Genomic DNA, 21495 nt, shown 5'->3' with positions numbered 1-21495 from the left:
TAAAATTTGGTAAAAACGGATTTTTATTTATTTTTCGTAAAACTCAACCGGCAGTAAATCAGGATCGGCAATAAAGAAAAAGCGTTTTCCGGTATATTCATCGACTCTGATCGCTTCACAATCGATTTCTTTTTGTGTTAAGTATTCGTGGGTATCGTGAATGTCATTTACTTCAAAAGCAAGATGGCGCAGTCCGGCGGCTTCCGGCCGGGAAGGACGCAGCGGCGGATCCGGGAAAGAGAAGAGTTCCAGGCAGTAATTACCGTTGATGGCTAAATCCAGTTTATACGATTGCCGTTCGGCTCTGTAAACTTCCTGCAGGACGGTTAAACCCAGGATTTCGGTGTAGAAATGTTTGGATCTTTTATAATCGGAACAAATCAGGGCAATGTGATGCACTTTGTTGAGGCTAAGCATGGGATGTCATTTAGAAGCATAAAAAAAGCCTAGTTAACTAGGCTTTTTTTATTATTTTTTTGCTGGTTTGCTACTTGGAGCGTTTAACGCTTTGTTCGTCGCATTCAGTTTATTGAAAGCTTTCATGATCGCATCGTTTGTACCTTTGCTGTTGATGATATCATTAAGCGCTTTGGTATCATTTTTTAAAGCAATGATTTTATTAGCTAATTCTTCTGTTCTGGCAATATGATCCGGGAATTTGTATTCGTTAAGTGCTTCTGAAAACTGAACCAGTGTTTCAGCATTTCCTTTAATAGGCTTCAGGTCACCTTTTAAAGCATCACGGTAAGTTTTAGTCAATAAATCCTGGTAATCTCTCATTTGAGGCCATTTATCAGAAATTGATTGTGCTGAAATTGAATTTATCGCGAATAAAGCAACGATAACTAATAAAGATTTAAAGTATTTCATAATTTTAGGTAGTTAATATTTGTATTTGCAATACTAAGAAATTTAATGTAATAATTATAATATTTTAGCAGTAATTAAAATATTGATATCTTTTTGTTATTTATTCTCGTTTTTTCAGAATTATGGAGCGATACTATTTAGCGCAGGTAAATCATTTCCGGCAGGCTGGCTTCCGGATATCCTCAAAAAGAACCTTTTTTAAAGTGGCTAAAACGTGCGGCATATTGCTAGTTGTTTTTTAAACGCTCTTTTATCCTTTTTCTAAAATGGGTAAACTTTTGATGCGACGGATACTGCCTGTTGGACGTCATATTATTGAACAACAGCGCTACCGCCAAAAGGATCAGGGCACCGCTTAACACCGGAGAAATAACATACCAGTATCCCAGAGCTTTAATATCTGCCGATCCGGTAACTGCAATCAGGGCAGTGGCACCGCCGGGCGGATGAAGTGTTTTGGTAATCTGCATAAAAACAATGGACAGGGAAACGGCCAGCGGGGCAGCAATCCAGATCACATCGGGGATCAGTTTTTGAATGGTCACGCCAATTATGGCAGAAATAAGATGACCGCCCACCAGGTTACGCGGTTGTGCCAGCGGACTTTGAATCACGCCATAAACCAGTACACAGGAGGCACCGAATGAACCAATCAGGAAAACATAATCCTGAACGGAGTACAAACCGTATTGCAGGTAGCTGATAATTCCCAATCCGACGAATGAACCGGTAAATGCCCAAAAGTGCTCCTTGAAATCGACTAAAGTCTCTTTGTAAAGGACATATTTGGCTTTGCGGTAATTCCGTTTTATTTTTTTTGTAGGCATATTATACTCGCGAATAACTGTAAACAGTATATGGGTAAATCAGTTTGGCTGTATATTTTGAAATTAAGCACACAATCAGGATTGGTACAAACAACGTATAATCGTTTATGGCTTCACAAACTAAAAATAAGGCGGTAAACGGTGCATGGATACTGGCGCTCAACATGGCCGCCATTCCGATTACCATAAAATTGATAGGCAATACACCGGCATTAAAAAAAGTATTCAGAACGGAAGCGGTCAGCAATCCTAAAAAGGCGCCGATAAAAAGACTTGGCGCAAACACACCGCCGTCACCACCGGAAACCAGAGTAAGCGAAGTGACAATCGGTTTGATCAGGATTACCATAATTAAGGTCAGGGCAAAGGATAGTGTTAATTTCAGATTGCTGGAATAGTGTATCAGTTGCTTTACAGCATGATATCCTTCTCCGTATAACTGTGGTAACAGCAATAATGCCAAGCTGACGAAACCGGCACCGATTAAAATTCTTAAATGCTGTTTGTCTATTGTCGCAAATTTTTGTTTGAAAAGTAAAACGCAGCGGTTTAAATACACCGCATTCACGCCGGCTATTATGCCTAACAAAATCATGTATGGCAAAGCGTGCAGGTGCCAGGGTAAAACTGCGATGTTAAACATGGGCTGGCTGTCTACAAAATGAGTGAAGGTGAAAGCAACAGCTACGGCAATTCCGTTGGTCAGTAAAAAAGATCTGGAAAACTTTCCGGAAATCACTTCATAGGCAAAAATCAGCCCGGCTATCGGACTGCCGAATAAAGCGGTGATTCCGGAGGCAATTCCGGCGCAGATGAGCTGTGTTTTATAACGTTTGAAAACATTTTCCTTTTGCTGTACCACCGAACCGATTGCTGCGGAAGCGACAACGGTAGAAACCTCAATCCCGGTAGAACCGCCAAAAATAACGGTAATTAATCCGTTAAGGAAATGAGAGGAAACTTTATAGGCCGGGAGGTTTTTGGTTTTGGAATCGGTACTTTCATAAATCTCCTTGATACCCTTGTTCTCCTTTTTCTTGAATAACGTTTGCCTTAAAAAATAAATGATTGAAAAACTCAGAATCGGAAACAGCAGGTACAACATCCAGTTGTTTTTTGCCAGGGCGAAGAAAATTTCTTCATAATGTTCCGTTATTTTTTTTAAAGTGTTCCCTAATAAGGCACTTAAAAAGCCTATTATGGCTGAGGTGATAATCAATTTCTGAAGAATAATCCAGCGATGATTCTTCTTGATTAAGGACATTTTTTTCATTGGGAGAAGTTCGCAAACTGATTTAGATTTACAAAAGTAGTTATTGCGATGCTAAAAATGGTATTGAAAAAGTTAAAATTAGGCATTTACAATCCACCACTGGTTGCCGAAAGGATCTTCAAAACCAGCAGTATAACCATAATCCTGCTGTACAGGCGGCATTAAGGAAACGGCTTTGTTTTCGATAGCCTTTTTATAAACAAGGTCCACATTGTCAATATAGATAAACATTCCGCAGGGCCGCGCATCAAAACCATCGGGTTTCTGAGCAAACATAATCACGGCGTCAAAAATCCTGATTTCGCCATGCATGATGGTTCTGCTGCCTTCACCTGGAACGATAAGCTGTTCCTGTGCATCCAGTACTTTTTTGGTAAAGTTTAAAAAAGCTTCGGCTTCTTCAATAATGATATAGGGCATAACCGGAAGATACTGATCTGGGATTTTCATGATGACCTTATTTTGAGTTATTGCAATTCCTTTTTGACTTTCGCCGGTAGTTTGTCTTTGACCAAGTGATACGACTGCTGTATATAATGCTGCCATTCTTTTGGCGATAACAGTGCAATATCTTCAACCAAAACCCATTTGTAACGGGCGACATAAGGCGCCGGCTTGATTCCGTTTCTATGAATGAGTTCTGAAAATTCTTCGGCTGTTACTTTAAACGATGCGGTAACCGGAACCGTATTGAGGCCAATTACACAAAACATTTTGTTTCCGATATGAAAACACAAATCATCTCCCCATTTAATGTCTTCTGTGACACCCGGAAAAGAAGTGCAAAGTATTTGTAATTCAGTAATATCCATACTGTTTTTTTAGGTGTTCAGGCTAAGTTACGTCATTTTGCAGTTTTAAGAGCAGTACGTCTTATTTTAATTTACAGTTCGTCCGCTATATTTTACAATTCAGTATTCTTTTTTATGATACGGCAGTCAGGTGCTGCAAATTTGTCCTATCAAAATACAGAAATAATGAAAACAATAATTACTATTTTTTGCTTTTTAAGTTGTCTGGCTATCCAGTCACAAACCAAAATTTCCGGTAAGGTGGTCGATCAGAAAGGGAAACCGCTTGAAGGAGCGAACGTGTTTATTGAAGGAACCTATGACGGGGCTTCCTCTGATGCTAGCGGCGCTTTTACCTTTGAAACGGATGCGAAAGGAAACCAGACACTTTTAATTAGTTTTCTGACTTTTGAAACCACAAAAGAAGCAATTGTAGTGGAAAGCTACCAGCCAAGATCGTTTAAGCTGAAAGAAAGCGTGAATGCGCTGGATGCTGTGGTTATTTCGGCAGGAACTTTCCAGGCGGGCAGCAATGCAAAGGCAGCAGTGCTAAAACCGTTGGATATCGTTACTACAGCGGGTTCTGCCGGGAACATCATCGGAGCGCTGCAAACCTTACCAGGGACGCAGATTGTTGGCGAAAGCGGACGTTTATTCGTGAGAGGCGGGGAATCGGATGAAACGCAAACCTATATTGACGGTATTCGTGTGGCACAGCCTTATGGCGCATCGGCAAACAACTTGCCTACCAGAGGGCGTTTTTCACCTTTTTTATTTAGCGGGATCTCTTTTTCTACCGGTGGTTATTCTGCCGAATATGGCGATGCCTTATCGAGCGTATTGCTTTTGAGTACCATTAACGATCCCGATCAGGAAAAAACGGATGTTGCTTTTATGACCGTTGGTCTGGGTGTGGGAAATACCCAAAAATGGGAAAAAAGCTCGCTGAGTTTTAATATGAACTATATCAACCTGGAACCGTACCAGAAGCTGATCAAACAAAATGTAGACTGGAACAAGCCGTACCAGTCCATGTCGGGAGAAATGGTGTACCGCCGTCATTTTGAAAACGGGCTGTTTAAGTTTTATGCGGCTTTCGACCATGCAAGTTTTGACCTGAACCAAAAAGATGTGAACTATGCCGATCCGGTTCGGGTAGACACAAAGAACAGTAATTTTTACCTGAACTCGTCCTATAAAGGCAATTTTGGAGCAAACTGGACGATACAGACCGGAGTGGGATTAGGATACAGTCAGAATAAAACGGATCTGAATGCCGATTTTCTAAAAAACAGGGAAAATGCAGCGCACCTGAAATTAAAATTGTCCAAGAAGTTTTCAAATAAAGTGCGTTTCACTTTTGGCGGGGATTATTTCCTGACCGATTTTAAAGAGCATTTTTTCCAGGATGTGAATGCCTTTCAAAGCAGCTACACCAGTAGTATTGGTGCCTTGTATGCCGAATCGGATATTGTATTGTCTAAAGACTTTGTCGCTAAAGTTGGGGTACGCGGGATGTACAGTGATTTATTGGAAAAAAGTACGATCGATCCCCGGATCTCATTTGCTTACAAAACCAGTAAAAACGGACAGCTTTCTGTTGCTTACGGGGATTTTCATCAGCTGCCAAAACAGGATTATCTGAAATATACGTCGGGTTTCGAACCGGAAAAAACAGCACATTATCTGTTGAATTATAATTATGCGGCGAACGGGCAAACCTTAAGAGCGGAGCTTTTTTATAAAGATTACGAAAATCTGGTAAAATACAATACTGACTTACCGCAATACAACAGTGTTTACAATAACAACGGTAGCGGTTTTGCCAAAGGGCTGGATATTTTCTGGAGAGACAGTAAATCGATTAAAAGCCTGGATTACTGGGTTTCCTATTCCTATATTGATAGCAAAAGGGATTATAAAAACTATACCGCTTCGGTTACACCGGGTTTTGTTGCAAAGCATACGCTTTCGGTGGTTGGGAAATACTGGATTGACGATTTGCGTTCCCAGCTGAGTGTAACCAACAGTTTTGCAACCGGAAGACCATACAATAATCCTAATGAAACACTTTTTATGAATGGCAAAACCAAAAGCTATAATAGCCTGAGTGTGAGCTGGGCCTATTTGTTGTCCCAGCAAAAGATTTTGTTCTTCTCTGTTTCCAACGTATTGGGGAATGACAATGTTTTTGGTTACCAATATGCCAATTCACCGGATATGAGCGGGCAGTTCCAGCGTCAGGCGATTACGCAGCCGGCAGACCGTTTTTTCTTTGTGGGCTTCTTCTGGACGATCAGCCAGGACAAGAAATCAAACCAATTGGATAACCTGTAACAATTCATCCCCGAAAAACAACAGTTGGGTAACGATAAGTTTTCCGGGTGTTAAAACAGGGCTACTTTTGAACTGTAAATAAAGAAGTTTTAATCATCAATCTGAATAGTAACCAATAACTAAAAAAATCTAAAAATGACAAAAATTATCACCGCATTAGCATTATTCGTTTGTAGTATGACATTTGCTCAGACGCAGTATGAAAAAGGAATGGGCAAAGCGTTAGGGCTTTGGGGAGAAGGAAAACCGGCAGAAGCATCGGCTATGTTTGAAAGAATTGCCCTGGTAGAAAAAGACAACTGGCTGCCGGACTATTATATCACGCTGATAAACACTACAGAAGCTTTTGCAGCCGTTGGAAAAAACAGGGAAAATCTTCCGGCTCTTTTGGAGAAAGCCCAAAAGGCCCAGAACGAGGCTACGGCTTTAAGTCCGAATAACCCGGAATTGATGGTTACACAAGCGTTGATTTATACCGCCTGGATTGTTTATGACCCTCAGGTAAACGGGATGACCCTGTCCGGTAAAACGATGGAACAATATTATAAGGCACTGGCTATTGCGCCAAATAATCCACGGGTGGTTTTCTCAAAAGCGGAATTTGAAATTGGTGGGGCTAAATATTTTGGAAAAGATACCAAGCCAATGTGTGCACAGATTGAAAAAGCAATAGAACTTTTTGCTACTTTTAAACCAGAATCGCCTTTTCACCCAAACTGGGGATTGGAAAGAGCGCAGGAAGTATTAAAAAACTGCCCGAAATAAGATGTTATACCGAGAAGCCCACAGCGATGATATCGCACAAATTCAGATCGTCCGGAATGCCGTAAAAGAGAACCGGCTGAGCAATCCCGATATTGTTCCGGATAAAGACGTCCTTTTTTATATCACCGAAAAAGGCAAAGGCTGGGTTTGTATCGCAGAGGAAAAAATTGTTGGCTTCTCGATAGTGGATTTACAGGAAAATAATATCTGGGCACTGTTTGTTCATCCTGATTATGCCGAAAAAGGAATCGGGAAAGAATTGCACCGGTTAATGTTAGCCTGGTACTTTGACCAGACCCGGAAAACGGTTTATCTGGGCACGGCGCCAAACACCAGAGCCGAAGTGTTCTATACAAAACAAGGATGGAATGCCGTTGGAACCTATACAAACGGTGAAGTGAAATTTGAAATGACCTTTGAGAATTATCAATCAAAGCAAGAAAGCTAAAGCATGAATAAATATCTGAAACATTTTTTTCGTTCACTGATAATAGGAGTGATCATCTTTCTGGTGATGTTTTTCATCCAATTGATTATAGGCGTAAAAATAGCCTTTGATGATAAGCTGCTGCTTGTTTTTGAATGTACAGTGTTGTATTCTGTTGCTTTATATATGGCAAATATGGCAGTGTTTATTGGCTTAGACCGGATTTTTGTAAAAGACCGGTTCTCGCCGAAAAGGATTTTTATAGGTTTCTTTGGCTCTTTTGCCGTTTCGTTGGGAACTATTTTCCTGCTAAGGATCTTTGAGGAAGTTGTTTTAAACAAGCTCACGCTGGACGCGTTTCTGGAAAGGGAAAAAGCAGGGAATTACCTGGTGGCAATTGTGATTACATTTATTGTAACGATCATCATACATGCCATTTATTTTTACCGTTCTTACCAGGAAAACAGGGTCAAGCAGCAAAAAATAATAGCCGGAACGGCTTCGGCAAAATTTGAAAGCTTAAAAAATCAGATTGATCCGCATTTTTTGTTTAACAGCCTGAATGTACTGAGTTCGCTGATAGAAGAAAATCCGGATAATGCCCAGCGGTTTACGGCCTCTTTATCGAAAATATACCGGTATGTGCTGGAACAGCGGGACAAAGAGCTTGTTAGTATAGAAGAAGAACTGGCTTTTGCGAAAACCTATATGAATCTTCTGAAAATGCGTTTTGAAAACAGCCTCTTTTATGAACATCCGGAGCAGCTGGAAAATCCGGACGGCAAAGTGGTTCCGCTTTCGTTACAGTTATTACTGGAAAACACGATCAAACATAATGTGGTGAGTGAGAAAAAGCCGCTTCACATCCGCATTTACGAACAGGACAACTGCCTGGTTGTACAGAATGACTTTCAGAAAAAAGAAGTTTTAAAGGACAGGCAGGGTGTGGGATTGCAGAATATCATCAACCGTTATGCGATACTTACCGACAGAAAAGTGAAAATTGAGCAGACCGATAAAGATTTTATTGTGCGGTTACCAATGTTAACAAAACAAGTTGGAATTATGGAAACCTATCAACATCACGATGATTCGGCTTATTACAGAGCCAAAAAGAAAGTGGAAGCCATCAAAGGGTTTTACGGGAATATGATTTCCTACTGCCTGGTGATTCCTACACTGGTTTTTATTAACCTGACCTTTTCTTCACAATTCCAGTGGTTCTGGTTCCCGATGCTGGGCTGGGGAATGGGGTTGTTCATTCACGGTTTCAGTGTTTTCGGATATGGAGCCAGCTGGGAAGAACGCAAAATCAGGGAATTAATGGACAAGCAGGATAACGACAGCAGAAAAAACTGGAAGTAAAGCGAAAGGCAACTAAAAAAATAATGTTATGGAACGTAATTATAATGAAGAAGAACGCTACCGGTTAGCGAAAAAAAGAGTAGAAGAAATAAAAGGATTTTACGGGAACCTGACGGCTTATATAGCTGTGAACCTTGCTTTAGTGGCAATGAACCTGTTAACCTCACCGGAACATCTGTGGTTTTTTTACCCGATGCTGGGCTGGGGTGTTGGCGTAGCCATTCACGGTATGAAAGTTTTTAATTATATGCCGTTTTTAGGTAAGGACTGGGAGGAGCGCAAAATGCAGGAATTTATTGAAAAAGAAGAAGCACGTAAAAAAAACTGGAAATAAAAATCAAGACCAATGCGAAAAAGATTTGACTCCTGGGATAAGGATTATAGCGCAGACGACCGTTATGCGGATGCTGCGAGAAGAGTAAAAAGAATCAAAGGATTTTACTCACACTTAATCGTTTATATTATTGTTAACCTCTTTATTGTTTTTCTGAATATCCAGGATCTTAAAGAAGGCGAAAGCTATTTTCAGTTTAAAAACTTTTTTACCGCATTTTGCTGGGGAATTGGTCTTCTGGCACATGGATTAAGGGTTTTTGGCTATGATTTTTTCTTTGGCCGTAACTGGGAAGAACGCAAGATCAAAGAGTTTATGGAAAAGGAAAAAAGAGAACGCTGGGAATAATCCTGAAAAGAATCTTGTTTAATTTAGCATTATAAGCACACAAAATGAATATCATTATCATTGAAGACGAAAAACCGGCTGCCCGACTGCTGCAGCGAAAAGTTGAAAAACTGGGATTAAAGGTAGGAACCATGCTCCACTCTGTAGAAGAGGCGTTGGAATGGTTTCACAACAACCCGCATCCGGAGCTGATCTTTTTGGACATCCAGCTTTCTGACGGTTTATCATTTGAGATTTTTGAACAGATTGAAATTAAAAGCGCCGTGATTTTTACAACGGCCTATGATGAGTATGCTTTAAAAGCATTTAAACTAAACAGTATTGACTACCTGCTGAAACCAATCGATGAAGACGATCTGGAAACAGCACTCCGGAAATTTAAAGAAAGACAGCCAAAACCCCAGGATTTGTCACTCGATTTTGAAACCATTAAGCGAATGCTGGTTAACCCTGTTGATAAACAGTATAAAAAACGGTTTACCGTTAAAATAGGGCAGCAGCTAAAAGTAATTCCCATTGATGAGGTAGAATGCTTTTTCAGCGAGAATAAAGGTACCTATCTGCACACGCTTGACAACCGGAACTATTTGCTGGACATTACATTAGAACAGCTGGAAACGGAACTCGACCCGAAGGATTTCTACCGGGTGAGCCGTAAATTTATTATCCCTATGAAAGCGGTAAAAGAAATCATCCTGTACAGCAATTCCCGTTTAAAAGTGATCTTACCCACATTTAAAGAAGAGGAAGTTATTGTAAGCCGGGAAAGAGTCAGTGATTTTAAAGACTGGATCGGTTAGGATTACTACAGCCTATTTTTTCGGGCTTCTAAAATCATATAAAACTGTATTCCGAACAGGATGGAAGCCAGTACTAAGTGTATGGTTTGGCTGCCAAACGGGAAATGAAGGTAGTACATGGCAATTCCGGAAGCTATTTCGGCCAGTAAAAGCAGCATTACCCAGTTAATTTTGTCAAAACCTAATTTGAAACGTTTGTTTCTTAAATATAAAAACAGGTTGGCAAACAAAACAAGGAAAGAGAATGTCCGGTGGAAATAGAAGCTGATTTCCGGGTTGCTCAGCCACAGGGTTTCGTTGCCAATTCCGGATTTTACCTGTTCGTCTACAAACTGGCGCACCTGTGTGCCCAAAACCACCTGTACCAGCGTAAGTCCTAAAGAAACCCACAATACGGTACGGAACATCGGATTGAATATTTTATCGGAACTAACCGGTTTTGCCAACCGGATGATATAGAGTATCACGGCAACAATAACCAAAGCCATTACCATGTGAACGGTAATTTTTACCGGATTCAGTACCGAATAGACCACGGTAGCACCCAGCCACGCCTGGAATCCCATCATAAAGACTACCAGCCAGGACAGCAGTGTGATCTTTTTACTTTGTTTCCAGAGTGAGAAAGAAGCAATAGCCATAACAAAACAGGCCAATCCTGCCAAAGCACCAGTTAAACGGTTAATATATTCTGTCCAGGTATGCGTCGGATTAAAAATCGCATAATCGTGTTTGGTGTATTTTTCCCAATGGGAAGCTTCAAATGTGCTTCCTGTGGTAAAATTATCTTTGGCAACCAAAAGACTTTGGTCTTTAATGATTACCTGTCCTTTTTTAAATTCCCTGTTTTCACTCCACGTCAGTTCTTTAACATCCGTTGGAGGAATATAATATCCAAAACATTTCGGCCAGTCGGGGCAACCCATTCCGGAACCGGTCATACGCACCAGTGCACCGGCAACAATTACAAGATAAACTAAAATAAGAGCCGTTTTTGCGATGGAAGTAAAATGTTTTTTCATGATATTGGAATTCAAATTTTAAAGACAACCGTATTGTCTTTGTATTATTTCGTTACAGTATGCCGAAACATTCCGTAAACATTATTCAGTTACTTTTTTCAGTCCCAGTTTTTCCGCTTTTTGCATCATAAAGTCATAAGCCGGCTGGTATTCATTAGGGATTTCTCCTTCCAGTATGGCTTCCTTAATGGCTTCTTTTAAAAGACCGATTTCACGGGAAGGTTTCAGGTTGAAAATTTCCATGATTTCTTCTCCGGTAATTGGCGGCTGGAAATTACGGACATGGTCGCGCTCTTCCACTTCAACGATCTTCTGGCGGACAATTTTAAAATTATGATGGTATTTTTTAAACTTATTCGGGTTTTTGGTGGTAATATCAGCTTCACACAAGGTCATCAGGTTTTCAACATCCTCGCCGGCATCAAAAACCAGGCGGCGAACAGCCGAATCGGTAACCAGGTCCTGAGCCAATACGATGGGACGGGAACTCATCATGACCATTTTTTGCACAAATTTCATTTTGTGGTTTAACGGCATGTGCAGGCGTTCAAATATTTTTTTGACCATTTTTCCACCCAAAAATTCATGTCCGTGAAAGGTCCATCCCTGTTTTTTATTAAAACGTTTGGTAGGGGCTTTCCCGATGTCGTGCAGTAATGCCGACCAGCGCAGCCAGACATCATCTGTATTCGGGCAGATATTGTCGACAACCTCCAGCGTATGGTAAAAATTGTTTTTATGCGTGTGTCCTTCAATTTCCTCTACCTGGTTCAGCGCGGTCAGTTCCGGCAGGATAATATCCAGAAGACCGGTTTGGTACAGCAATAAGAAGCCTGTTGATGGTTTCTCGGCAAGCAGGATTTTGTTCAGTTCATCGACGATACGTTCTCCGGAGATAATATTGATACGGTCTTTATTCCGTTCGATAGCCTCCAGCGATTCTTTTTCGATCGTGAAGTTGAGCTGTGCGGCAAAACGGATCGCACGCATCATGCGTAAAGGATCGTCAGAATAGGTGATATCGGGATTTAAAGGGGTTTTAATGCATTTGTTTTCCAGATCGGATAATCCGTTAAACGGATCGACTAACGCTCCGAAATTGGCTTGATTCAACGAAAGTGCCAAAGCATTTATGGTAAAGTCCCGACGGTTCTGGTCGTCTTCCAGCGTTCCGTTTTCGACTACCGGGTTCCGGCTTTCAAAATGATAAGATTCTTTACGGGCACCCACAAATTCGATGTCCATGTCCTCATAACGCAGCATCGCGGTACCATAGTTTTTAAAAACCTGGACTTTCGGGTTGTGCGGAATACGTTCGGATACCTTTAAGGCTAATTCGATTCCGCTACCTACCGCAACAATATCGATGTCTTTTTTGTGATTACGCTCAAGTATAAGGTCTCTGACAAAACCTCCGATAACATAAGATTCAACATTCAGTTCTTTTGCAGCATCTGAAATAATTTCAAATATCTTGGATTGTAATGCCTCTTTATAGGAATCTTGCTTTTTCATTAATTTGAATCTACCATTCGCAGGTTGGTGGCCTGTATTATTTTCGTATGATTTTTACCTGACTGTCTGACGACAGTTTTATAATAGTGGAGGGTTTTCCTGCAACTTTATCGTGCTGCAAATTTACAACATAGTCAACGCCTTGCAAAATTGCCGGGCTTATTTCTTTAAATGATTTTGGAGTGGGTTCTCCGCTGATATTAGCCGACGTGGAAACCAACGGCACTTTCATGCGTTCAATCAGTTTAAAACAGAACGGCTCTTTCACGATGCGAACGCCTAACGTATTGTCGGGAGCGATAATGTTTTTGGCTACATTTCTCGGATTGTCGAGTATCAGCGTAGTCGGTTTTTCCGATAAATCCAGAATTTGCCAGGCCACTTCGGGAATATCCTTAAATACATTGTACATCATTTTATCGCCATTCATCAAAACGATCATGCTTTTGCTTTCTTCCCGTTGTTTCAGTTCGTATATTTTTTTTACGGCTTCGGGATTGGTCGCATCGCAGCCAATACCCCAAACGGTATCGGTAGGGTATAAGATGATGCCCCCGTTTTTGATGATTTCGTATGCTTTATGTATTTCTTCCTGCATCATGTACACTGATTTTATTTTGACTACTCTGTTTTTTTACTCATTTCATAAAAGGCATTTCGATGAAAAGACAGCCCGATTGGCATATCAAGATCAAAGGAAAAATTGTTGATGCAATTACAGCCCAATATTCATTGTAAGGTATGTGTCGGAATGTTTTCTATTCCGGTCGCAAAATTAAAAATTATATATAACATTATTCCATGCATTACATAAATACTATAGGTTATTTGACCTGATTTTTTTTAAACCGGCTATTATTAAAGAAAATATTGTTGGCAACGGTATTATTGCAGTTGTCTGATAACCGGGGTAAAAAAGGATTAACAGGCAGCGGGCGTAATGCATAAGCTATTTTTTTTGTTAAGAGACGATTTGAATCAACTGTTTGAAAGGGTTTTAAATACCTGACGGATTGCATTGCGCATTTTTTTTAAAATGAGAATAACACACATATAGGCAATGAAAAAAACAGAAAGCGATACTTTTAAAAATGTTTATTAAGGGCTTAAAAGTTGTGAGATAAAATCGGTATTTTAACTATCGTTTAATTATTATATTTGCATTCATAAAAAGAAAAACAAATGCTGAATAATAAATCAATATTAATCACCGGAGGTACAGGATCTTTAGGGAAGGAGCTTACGAAAACAATCTTACAAAAATGGCCAGATGTTAAGAGACTTGTTATTTACTCAAGAGACGAGCAAAAACAATTTCAGATGGCACAAGAATTTCCGGAATCAGAATATCCTGCAATCAGATACTTCATTGGTGATGTTAGAGATTTAGAACGATTGAAGAGAGCTTTTAACGGGATTGATTATGTAATTCATGCAGCAGCAATGAAGCATGTGCACATCGCAGAATATAATCCGGATGAATGTGTCAAAACAAATATTGGCGGAGCCGAAAATGTAATAAAAGCATGTTTGTCGTCTAATGTAACTAAAGTAGTTGCCCTATCTACAGATAAAGCCTGCGCGCCAATTAATTTATATGGAGCAACGAAACTTACTTCCGATAAACTTTTTATAGCGGCTAATAATATAAAAGGACAGCAGGATATTAAATTCTCTGTTGTGCGATATGGTAATGTAATGGGATCTAACGGGTCTGTGATTCCTTTTTTTATGAATAAAAGAAAAGAAGGAATTTTGCCCATCACGGATGTCAATATGACCCGTTTTAATATTTCGCTTCAGGATGGAGTTGCAATGGTTCTTCACGCTTTAGATACAGCCTGGGGCGGAGAATTATTTGTGCCTAAAATACCGTCATACAGAATTTTAGATGTTGCACAGGCAATCGGTCCGGAATGTGAACATAAGATTTGCGGAATACGTCCGGGTGAAAAAATTCACGAAGAAATGATTACCGCTTCCGATTCTTTTACTACTTATGATTTGGGGAAATACTATGTAATCCTTCCTCAGGTAACCAATTGGGATCTGGATGAGTATAAAACAGCGTTTAATGCAAAGCAGGTTCCTTTAGGATTTAATTATACCTCGGGTGATAATGAAGAATGGGAAACAGTAGAGAGCCTGAGAGAATTGATAAAAGAACACTTATACCCTGATTTTAAAGTATAACGATGATACCATACGGAAAACAAAATATAACAGAAGAAGATATTAAGGTTGTAAGTGAGGCTTTAAAAGGAGATTTTCTTACACAGGGACCTAAAATATTAGAATTTGAGAAAGCTTTTGCAGCATACATTGGTTGTCAATATGCTGTTGCCGTTTCAAATGGAACAGCCGCATTGCATTTATCGGCATTAGCACTTAATGTAGCGCAGGGACAAAAGGTAATAACAGCACCAATTACTTTTGCTGCTTCCGCAAATTGTGTGAGATATTGCGGTGGTGAAGTGGTTTTTTCCGATATAGACGAAGAAAGCTATTTGCTGGATATTGAGAAAGTTGAAAAATTGCTGCAAGCGTCTCCTAAAGGAACTTACCAGGGAATTATTCCGGTAGATTTTGCCGGAAGAGCCGTTAATCTGGAAGCTTTTAGAAAATTAGCCGATGAATATGGTTTATGGATTATTGAAGATGCATGCCATGCTCCCGGTGGATATTTTATTGACAGCAAGGGTACAAAACAAAATTGTGGAAACGGAAATTATGCCGATTTAGCCATTTTTTCGTTTCATCCGGTAAAACACATTGCTACAGGAGAAGGCGGGATGATTACAACGAATGATGAAAAGCTGTATAAAAAAATAGTAGCGCTTCGTACACACGGTATCACAAGAGAGGCGGCGAGCTTTGAGAATTCAGTAGCGTTTGCAGCCGGTCAGCCAGTTCCGGAAGGGGAGAGTTATCCGGGTTGGTATATGGAAATGCAGCATCTGGGATATAATTATCGTTTTACAGACTTTCAGGCGGCTTTAGGAATCAGTCAGTTGTCCAGAGCTGACGAGGGACTTGAAAGAAGAAGAGCGATTGCAAAAAGATATAAAGAAGCTTTTGAAGGTAAAAGCTATATTAAAGGACAATCAGATACTATAGACGGACATGCCTATCATTTGTATGTTATTGAAGTTGAAGATCGCTTAGGTTTGTATAATTACTTAAGAACGCATAATATTTTTGCTCAGATTCATTATATACCATGCCATTTAATGCCATATTACAGAGCTTTGGGATGGAAAGAACAGGATATGCCTTTGGCAGAACAGTATTATAAGCAGTGTATAAGCCTGCCGATGTATCCGACATTAACAGATGAGGAGCAATCTTTTGTGATTGATAAAATAGCAACATATTTTACAAAATAATTTTGAAAATAACACTCGGAACGGTTCAATTCGGTATCAATTATGGTATTGCAAATACACATGGTGTACCGGCAGATGAAGAACTGAAAAGTATTCTTGCAACAGCAAAGGAACATGATATCAACTATTTGGATACTGCGCATGCTTATGGTAATGCAGAGGAACGTCTTGGACTATTTTCAGAAAACAGGTTTAATATTATCACAAAATTCCCGGCTGTAAAAACAAATGATGAATTGCAGAATGTACTTTCGCTGTCTTTAGATAAGTTAAACTGTTCAGCCGTTTATGGTTATCTGGCTCATAACGCTGATACATTAATCGAAAATCCTTTTTTATGGGAAACGTTATTAAAGGCAAAAGAGGAAAAGAAAATTAATAAAATCGGATTTTCACTTTACAGTCCGGAGCAGTTGGAGCGCCTTATAGCCCTAAATTGTATTCCGGATATCGTACAGCTGCCGTATAGCATTCTGGATAGAAAGTTTGCGAATAAATTTCAGGTATTAAAAGGATTTGGGACAGAAATTCATGTTCGTTCCGTTTTTTTACAGGGATTATACTTTATGGATCCGGAAGGATTGCCGGAAAAACTGAGCGATTTAAAACCGGCATTACTGGAATTACATAATATCTGTAAAGAAAATAATGTAACCGTTAGCGATGTAGCTTTGAATTATGCTGTTGCAAACCCGTTTATAGACCAGGTTGTTATTGGCGTTGATACCACTGCTCAATTAAAAGAAAATATCCGGGCAGTTTCAGATTGGCGTTTGGAAAACGACCTGTTTGCAAGGATAGAAACGATTGCGATTAAAAATAAAACATTACTAAATCCTGTTAACTGGTGAAAATAATCGGAGTAACACAAGCAAGAATCGGCTCTTCGCGTTTGCCTGGAAAAGTATTACTGACCATAAACGATATACCCTTATTAGCCTATCATTTAACACGGGCTGGACAATCAGTATTGGTCAACAAATGGTTGGTCGCGACAACAAATGAAGAGGGATCAGATGCGATTTGTAATATTGCGGCAAATCTGAATATTGAAAGCTATAAAGGAAGTTTAAACGATGTTCTGGACAGGTTTTATAGCGCTGTAAAAGATGAAAAACCTGATTATGTCGTTCGCATCACTTCCGATTGTCCGTTGATTGATCCGGTTCTAATAGATGAAACCATCCGGTTTTGTTTGGAAAACAAACTGGATTATCATTCAAATCAATCTCAGGAAGCTTATCCGGACGGACTGGACGTTGAGGTTTTTAGTTTTAAAGCACTGGAAGAAGCCTGGGAGTTAGCTACTGCTATTGCAGACAGAGAACATGTAACACCATACATCAGAAGAAATACACAAACTAAAATTGCCAATGAAAATATCGATAAAGCGTATGCTTCATTGCGAATCACTGTTGATGAGGCATCCGATTTTGAAGTGGTCAGACATTTAATAGAAACTTTAGGATCCGATTTGCCATGGCAGACCTATGCGGATTATTTAGTACAACATAAAACAATTCAGAATATTAATCATTCTATTTTTAGAAACGAAGGTTATATGAAAAGTAAATTTAACGAAATAGCGCTAAGAAATATTACAAATTTCAAAGCTTCAGATGAATATAGAAAAGCAATTCACAAGCTGATTCCCGGAGGAAGTCATACTTATTCGAAAGGAGACGATCAATTCCCGATTTTATCGCCAGCAGCCATTGCAAGAGGCAAAGGCTCGCATATATGGGATGTAGACGGTAATGAGTTTTTAGATTGCTCAATGGGATTAACCAGTGTTAGCTTAGGTCATGCCTATAGCCCGGTACTTGATGCCGTTAAGGAAGAATTGGAAAACGGAGTTAATTTTCAACGCCCTTCTGCTTTAGAAAAAGAAATGGCCGAAACCTTTTTAGAATTGGTTCCCGGGCATGATATGATTAAGTTTTCAAAAAACGGATCTATTGTTACGACTGCAGCAGTTAAACTTGCAAGAGCAAAAACTGGACGGAACCTGATAGTGTTTCCCGGTGATCACCCGTTTTATAGTTATGATGATTGGTTTATTGGTTCTACAGCTTGCAACAAAGGAATACCGGAGGATATTTCTAAACTGTCTGTAACGTTTGAATCGTTTAATATAGAATCCCTAAAAAGGCTGTTTGAGCAATACCCGAATCAAATTGCCTGTGTTATTACCGAACCGGAAAAAGGAAACTATCCGCATTTGAATAATCCGGATTTTAAAGTAGAAACCTTTTTAAAAGAGGCCATTGAACTTTGTCATGCCAATGGAGCATTATTTATTGCCGATGAGATGGTAACCGGTTTTAAAACCGATTTTCCGGGAACAATTACAAAATTCAACCTTGTACCCGATATGGCTACCTGGGGGAAAGGGATCGCAAATGGATTTTCATTTTGTGCCTTGACCGGAACCAAAGAGGTTATGGAATTAGGAGGCATTACACGCGAAGGAGAAGAAAAAGTATTTTTAATATCGACTACGCATGGTGGCGAAACACATGGTTTGGCCGCTGCAATAGCCACAATAAAAGAATACCGGGAAAAAGATGTAATTGCACACAACCATCAAATTGGAAAGAAACTATCCGATTTATGCAAACAATTGGTGATCGAAAATGAATTAACGGATTATGTAGAAGTTGTAGCAGCAGATTGGATGCCATTTTTTGTTTTTAAAGATAATAACAAAGTATTCAGCCAGGGATATAGAACACTTTTTATGCAGGAAATGATAAAAAGAGGTGTATTGTTCCAGGGGGCATTTGTACCCTGCTTTTCTCATTCAGAAGACGATGTGTATTACTTTGCTAAAGCCTTCGGAGAATCATTGGAAATATACAAACAGGCATTAAAAGAAGGATACGAACAATTTTTGATTGGTAATCCTGCAAAAGCTGTTTTTAGAAAAACATTATAAATATGAATATCTATATAAGAGTTGATGGAAATTCGCAAATAGGATTGGGGCACTTAATACGGTGTTTTGCATTGGCACAAATGCTCCAATCCGATTTTTCAATCACTTTTGTGTGTAGATGTATTCCGGATAAAATAAAAAAAGATCTGGAAGAGGCGCGTTTTCAATTGCTGGAAATTGAAAATGAAGCCGTTTTTTTGAGTTTACCAACAAAGAATGACATTGTTGTTTTGGATGGTTATCATTTTGATTTAGCATATCAGGAAAGTATAAAAAACACTGCCGCAACATTAGTTTGCATTGATGATCTGTTTGATAAAGAGTATGTTGCAGACCTTATCATTAATCATGCACCCAATGTTAGTCCGGGTAACTATAATGCACTTGTAACGACTCAATTTGCATTAGGACCGGAATATGCCCTATTAAGACCGTTGTTTTTAGAGCAGGCAAGAAATAAGAAAGCGGTTGCAAACCTGGAAACTGTTTTTATCTGTTTCGGAGGTTCAGACTTTAAAAATCTTACAGAAAAGACAGTCGCTACAATAACGGCATTTCCTGTTTTTAAACGGATTATTGTTGTTACCGGAGTTGCATTTGAACAGATAAACAAGCTGAAAACCGTTATTGATTCTGATAAAAGAATTGAACATTTTCACGGTATTGATGAGAGGAAGATAATGGAGCTTATGGTGGCATCAGATTTGGCAGTTGTACCTTCAAGTGGAATTTTAAATGAAGTACTTTCGGTAGGCTGCAATGTGATTTCCGGGACTTATGTTGAAAATCAGAAATTTATCTATAGTGCATATAAAAATGAAAATTGTTTTTATGATGCCCATGATTTTGAACCAAAGGAATTAAACGAAGCTGTTCAAAAGGCTGTAAACAGGGTACCTTTGAATAAAAATGTTATAGACGGATTATCTGGTGAAAGGCTTTTAAAGATCTTTAAAAGGATAAAGATGCATAAGGGAATGAATTTGCGCCTGGCAACGATTGAAGACGCTGAAACTACTTTTTTATGGGCAAAAGATCCGGAAATACGCCGGTTTTCATTTAATAAAAATGAAATTTTGCGGGAAGAACATGTCGCGTGGTTCCAATCGAAGGTTAATAATCCGGAATGTATATATCTGATAGCAGAAATAGCAAATAAACCCATAGGATCCATACGGTTTGATCGTGTAGCGGGAAATTTTGTTATAAGCTATTTATTGGGAACGGATTATCACGGATATGGATTGGGTAAAGAAATCCTTAAAAAAGGAGTAGATTATCTGAAACAGCTTGTTTCAGAAACAGGATTATCGGGTAATACAATTATTGGTTTTGTTATCAAGGATAATATTCCGTCTTTAAAAGCCTTCAGGGCATTAGGTTTTTTAGAAACTGAAGACAAAGAAAATAGTAAATTTGAAATTTCAATTGAATAATCATGACAAAGTCATTCCATATAGACACTTTTCACATTGATGAAAAAAGCCCGGTTTTTATTATTGCAGAGTTGTCTGCAAACCATAATGGCAGCCTGGATAACGCATTGGCAACAGTAAAAGCAGCCAAAAGAGCGGGTGCGGATGCCATCAAATTACAGACTTATACAGCCGATACAATAACTTTAGATGTTAAAACGGATGATTTTCGTTTAAAACAAGGAACTATCTGGGATGGAAAATACCTTTATGATCTATACAAGGAAGCTTACACACCCTGGGAATGGCATAAGGAAATATTTGAAGCAGCTAAAAAAGAAGGCTTGATTTGTTTTTCATCTCCTTTCGATTTCAGTTCGGTAGATTTACTGGAAGAACTGAATACACCGGCTTATAAAATTGCTTCTTTTGAAATTACAGACATTCCATTAATTGAGTATGTAGCATCAAAGGGAAAACCCGTTATAATTTCAACGGGAATTGCTGTACAGGAAGACATTGAGTTAGCTTTGGATGCCTGTAAAAGAAAAGGAAATACACAGGTTGCCTTATTGAAATGTACTTCCAGTTATCCTGCTCCAATAGAAGAGGCAAACATGTGTATGGTTAAGGATTTAAGCGAAAGATACGGCGTGATCAGCGGTCTTTCGGATCACACCATGGGAAGTACGGTTCCTATTGTAGCAACGGTTTTTGGCGCAAAAATCATAGAGAAACACTTTATAATTGATCGTGCCATCGGAGGACCGGATGCTTCGTTTTCAATGAATGAAGAAGAGTTTACCGCAATGGTAAAAGCGGTTAGGGAAGCTGAAAAAGCTTCCGGTACGGTAGATTATGAATTAACCGAAAAACAAGTTAAAGGAAGAGAGTTCAGCCGTTCTTTATATATTGCAGAAGATATAAAAGCCGGAGACGTTTTTACGGCTAAAAACCTGCGTTCCGTTCGTCCGGGTTTTGGAGTACATCCAAAATATTATAATGAATTAATCGGAACAAAAGCTTTGGTTGATTTAGCTAAAGGAACGCCTATGCAATTAAATTTTGCAGACAATAAATAA

Annotated in this window: 22 protein-coding genes; 13 read left to right on the top strand and 9 right to left on the bottom strand. The window is 39.2% G+C overall.

Going from position 1 to position 21495, the window contains the following annotated elements; all coding sequences use genetic code 11:
- Window positions 1-27 precede the first annotated feature (27 nt).
- From gloA2 to HW120_RS16375, 6 genes are all read right to left on the bottom strand, one after another.
- Window positions 28-417 (bottom strand): SMU1112c/YaeR family gloxylase I-like metalloprotein, encoded by a 390-nt coding sequence (gloA2, locus tag HW120_RS16400; protein WP_177735554.1) that lies wholly within the window; start codon window positions 415-417, stop codon window positions 28-30.
- A 51-nt stretch (window positions 418-468) separates the two neighbouring features.
- On the bottom strand, window positions 469-780 hold the full coding sequence (locus HW120_RS16395) for a hypothetical protein (protein WP_177735552.1): 312 nt from the start codon (window positions 778-780) through the stop codon (window positions 469-471).
- A gap of 317 nt (window positions 781-1097) precedes the next feature.
- Window positions 1098-1697, bottom strand: a complete 600-nt coding sequence (locus HW120_RS16390) for an HPP family protein (RefSeq protein WP_177735550.1) — start codon at window positions 1695-1697, stop codon at window positions 1098-1100.
- A 1-nt stretch (window position 1698) separates the two neighbouring features.
- Window positions 1699-2961, bottom strand: a complete 1263-nt coding sequence (locus HW120_RS16385) for a chloride channel protein (RefSeq protein ID WP_317168397.1) — start codon at window positions 2959-2961, stop codon at window positions 1699-1701.
- Window positions 2962-3048: 87 nt separating this feature from the next.
- On the bottom strand, window positions 3049-3420 hold the full coding sequence (locus HW120_RS16380; RefSeq protein ID WP_177735545.1) for a VOC family protein: 372 nt from the start codon (window positions 3418-3420) through the stop codon (window positions 3049-3051).
- 17 nt (window positions 3421-3437) lie between these two features.
- Window positions 3438-3782, bottom strand: coding sequence for an MmcQ/YjbR family DNA-binding protein (locus tag HW120_RS16375; RefSeq protein WP_177735543.1), 345 nt, complete (start codon window positions 3780-3782; stop codon window positions 3438-3440).
- A 165-nt stretch (window positions 3783-3947) separates the two neighbouring features.
- Between HW120_RS16375 and HW120_RS16370 the strand changes: the two genes are divergently transcribed.
- The 7 genes from HW120_RS16370 (at window position 3948) to HW120_RS16340 (ending at window position 10137) form a co-directional block, all read left to right on the top strand.
- Window positions 3948-6098, top strand: a complete 2151-nt coding sequence (locus HW120_RS16370) for a TonB-dependent receptor (RefSeq protein WP_177735541.1) — start codon at window positions 3948-3950, stop codon at window positions 6096-6098.
- A gap of 135 nt (window positions 6099-6233) precedes the next feature.
- On the top strand, window positions 6234-6863 hold the full coding sequence (locus tag HW120_RS16365) for a tetratricopeptide repeat protein (RefSeq protein WP_177735539.1): 630 nt from the start codon (window positions 6234-6236) through the stop codon (window positions 6861-6863).
- Between the two features lies 1 nt (window position 6864).
- Window positions 6865-7311, top strand: coding sequence for a GNAT family N-acetyltransferase (locus HW120_RS16360; RefSeq protein WP_177735537.1), 447 nt, complete (start codon window positions 6865-6867; stop codon window positions 7309-7311).
- A 3-nt stretch (window positions 7312-7314) separates the two neighbouring features.
- A complete protein-coding gene (locus HW120_RS16355; protein ID WP_177735535.1) occupies window positions 7315-8655 on the top strand; it encodes a 2TM domain-containing protein in 1341 nt (446 codons plus the stop codon).
- Window positions 8656-8683: 28 nt separating this feature from the next.
- A complete protein-coding gene (locus tag HW120_RS16350) occupies window positions 8684-8989 on the top strand; it encodes a 2TM domain-containing protein (protein WP_177735533.1) in 306 nt (101 codons plus the stop codon).
- A 12-nt stretch (window positions 8990-9001) separates the two neighbouring features.
- Complete coding sequence (locus tag HW120_RS16345) at window positions 9002-9337, top strand: 2TM domain-containing protein (protein ID WP_177735531.1); 336 nt, start codon at window positions 9002-9004, stop codon at window positions 9335-9337.
- A 44-nt stretch (window positions 9338-9381) separates the two neighbouring features.
- Window positions 9382-10137: a LytR/AlgR family response regulator transcription factor gene (locus HW120_RS16340; RefSeq protein WP_177735529.1), complete on the top strand. Its 756-nt coding sequence runs from the start codon at window positions 9382-9384 to the stop codon at window positions 10135-10137.
- 5 nt (window positions 10138-10142) lie between these two features.
- Here HW120_RS16340 and HW120_RS16335 read toward each other — a convergent pair whose 3' ends face one another.
- From HW120_RS16335 to HW120_RS16325, 3 genes are all read right to left on the bottom strand, one after another.
- On the bottom strand, window positions 10143-11159 hold the full coding sequence (locus HW120_RS16335; RefSeq protein WP_177735527.1) for a COX15/CtaA family protein: 1017 nt from the start codon (window positions 11157-11159) through the stop codon (window positions 10143-10145).
- Window positions 11160-11240: 81 nt separating this feature from the next.
- Complete coding sequence (locus HW120_RS16330; protein ID WP_177735525.1) at window positions 11241-12674, bottom strand: CCA tRNA nucleotidyltransferase; 1434 nt, start codon at window positions 12672-12674, stop codon at window positions 11241-11243.
- A 37-nt stretch (window positions 12675-12711) separates the two neighbouring features.
- The gene (locus HW120_RS16325) at window positions 12712-13272 is read right to left on the bottom strand and encodes an L-threonylcarbamoyladenylate synthase (protein ID WP_177736438.1); all 561 of its coding nucleotides are present in this window, start codon (window positions 13270-13272) and stop codon (window positions 12712-12714) included.
- A gap of 584 nt (window positions 13273-13856) precedes the next feature.
- Here HW120_RS16325 and pseB point away from each other — a divergent pair.
- From pseB to pseI, 6 genes are read left to right on the top strand one after another with little or no spacing between them, the layout of a single operon-like run.
- Window positions 13857-14867: a UDP-N-acetylglucosamine 4,6-dehydratase (inverting) gene (gene pseB / locus HW120_RS16320; protein WP_177735523.1), complete on the top strand. Its 1011-nt coding sequence runs from the start codon at window positions 13857-13859 to the stop codon at window positions 14865-14867.
- A 2-nt stretch (window positions 14868-14869) separates the two neighbouring features.
- Window positions 14870-16060: a UDP-4-amino-4,6-dideoxy-N-acetyl-beta-L-altrosamine transaminase gene (gene pseC / locus HW120_RS16315; RefSeq protein ID WP_177735513.1), complete on the top strand. Its 1191-nt coding sequence runs from the start codon at window positions 14870-14872 to the stop codon at window positions 16058-16060.
- Between the two features lie 2 nt (window positions 16061-16062).
- Window positions 16063-16911 carry an aldo/keto reductase gene (locus HW120_RS16310; RefSeq protein WP_177735511.1) on the top strand — a complete coding sequence of 283 codons (849 nt, stop codon included), beginning with the start codon at window positions 16063-16065 and terminating at the stop codon, window positions 16909-16911.
- Window positions 16908-18998: a glutamate-1-semialdehyde 2,1-aminomutase gene (locus HW120_RS16305; RefSeq protein ID WP_177735509.1), complete on the top strand. Its 2091-nt coding sequence runs from the start codon at window positions 16908-16910 to the stop codon at window positions 18996-18998. The genes HW120_RS16310 and HW120_RS16305 overlap by 4 nt, the downstream gene beginning before the upstream one ends.
- 2 nt (window positions 18999-19000) lie before the next feature.
- The gene (pseG, locus tag HW120_RS16300) at window positions 19001-20434 is read left to right on the top strand and encodes a UDP-2,4-diacetamido-2,4,6-trideoxy-beta-L-altropyranose hydrolase (protein ID WP_177735507.1); all 1434 of its coding nucleotides are present in this window, start codon (window positions 19001-19003) and stop codon (window positions 20432-20434) included.
- 2 nt (window positions 20435-20436) lie between these two features.
- Window positions 20437-21495, top strand: a complete 1059-nt coding sequence (gene pseI / locus HW120_RS16295) for a pseudaminic acid synthase (RefSeq protein ID WP_177735505.1) — start codon at window positions 20437-20439, stop codon at window positions 21493-21495.

Source organism: Flavobacterium inviolabile (assembly GCF_013389455.1).
GTDB classification, from domain to species: domain Bacteria; phylum Bacteroidota; class Bacteroidia; order Flavobacteriales; family Flavobacteriaceae; genus Flavobacterium; species Flavobacterium inviolabile.
This window is presented reverse-complemented; position numbering and strand designations above follow the sequence as displayed.

Bases quoted from the DNA above. Each gene is read 5' to 3' on its own strand.
- HW120_RS16350 (WP_177735533.1), top strand. From the start codon at position 8,684: ATGGAACGTAATTATAATGAAGAAGAACGCTACCGGTTAGCGAAAAAA.
- HW120_RS16385 (WP_317168397.1), bottom strand. From the start codon at position 2,961: ATGTCCTTAATCAAGAAGAATCATCGCTGGATTATTCTTCAGAAATTG.
- HW120_RS16325 (WP_177736438.1), bottom strand. From the start codon at position 13,272: ATGCAGGAAGAAATACATAAAGCATACGAAATCATCAAAAACGGGGGC.
- HW120_RS16340 (WP_177735529.1), top strand. From the start codon at position 9,382: ATGAATATCATTATCATTGAAGACGAAAAACCGGCTGCCCGACTGCTG.
- HW120_RS16380 (WP_177735545.1), bottom strand. From the start codon at position 3,420: ATGAAAATCCCAGATCAGTATCTTCCGGTTATGCCCTATATCATTATT.
- pseB (WP_177735523.1), top strand. From the start codon at position 13,857: ATGCTGAATAATAAATCAATATTAATCACCGGAGGTACAGGATCTTTA.
- HW120_RS16345 (WP_177735531.1), top strand. From the start codon at position 9,002: ATGCGAAAAAGATTTGACTCCTGGGATAAGGATTATAGCGCAGACGAC.
- HW120_RS16335 (WP_177735527.1), bottom strand. From the start codon at position 11,159: ATGAAAAAACATTTTACTTCCATCGCAAAAACGGCTCTTATTTTAGTT.
- HW120_RS16375 (WP_177735543.1), bottom strand. From the start codon at position 3,782: ATGGATATTACTGAATTACAAATACTTTGCACTTCTTTTCCGGGTGTC.
- HW120_RS16360 (WP_177735537.1), top strand. From the start codon at position 6,865: ATGTTATACCGAGAAGCCCACAGCGATGATATCGCACAAATTCAGATC.
- HW120_RS16330 (WP_177735525.1), bottom strand. From the start codon at position 12,674: ATGAAAAAGCAAGATTCCTATAAAGAGGCATTACAATCCAAGATATTT.
- pseC (WP_177735513.1), top strand. From the start codon at position 14,870: ATGATACCATACGGAAAACAAAATATAACAGAAGAAGATATTAAGGTT.
- HW120_RS16395 (WP_177735552.1), bottom strand. From the start codon at position 780: ATGAGAGATTACCAGGATTTATTGACTAAAACTTACCGTGATGCTTTA.
- HW120_RS16390 (WP_177735550.1), bottom strand. From the start codon at position 1,697: ATGCCTACAAAAAAAATAAAACGGAATTACCGCAAAGCCAAATATGTC.
- gloA2 (WP_177735554.1), bottom strand. From the start codon at position 417: ATGCTTAGCCTCAACAAAGTGCATCACATTGCCCTGATTTGTTCCGAT.
- HW120_RS16370 (WP_177735541.1), top strand. From the start codon at position 3,948: ATGAAAACAATAATTACTATTTTTTGCTTTTTAAGTTGTCTGGCTATC.
- HW120_RS16355 (WP_177735535.1), top strand. From the start codon at position 7,315: ATGAATAAATATCTGAAACATTTTTTTCGTTCACTGATAATAGGAGTG.
- HW120_RS16365 (WP_177735539.1), top strand. From the start codon at position 6,234: ATGACAAAAATTATCACCGCATTAGCATTATTCGTTTGTAGTATGACA.
- pseI (WP_177735505.1), top strand. From the start codon at position 20,437: ATGACAAAGTCATTCCATATAGACACTTTTCACATTGATGAAAAAAGC.
- pseG (WP_177735507.1), top strand. From the start codon at position 19,001: ATGAATATCTATATAAGAGTTGATGGAAATTCGCAAATAGGATTGGGG.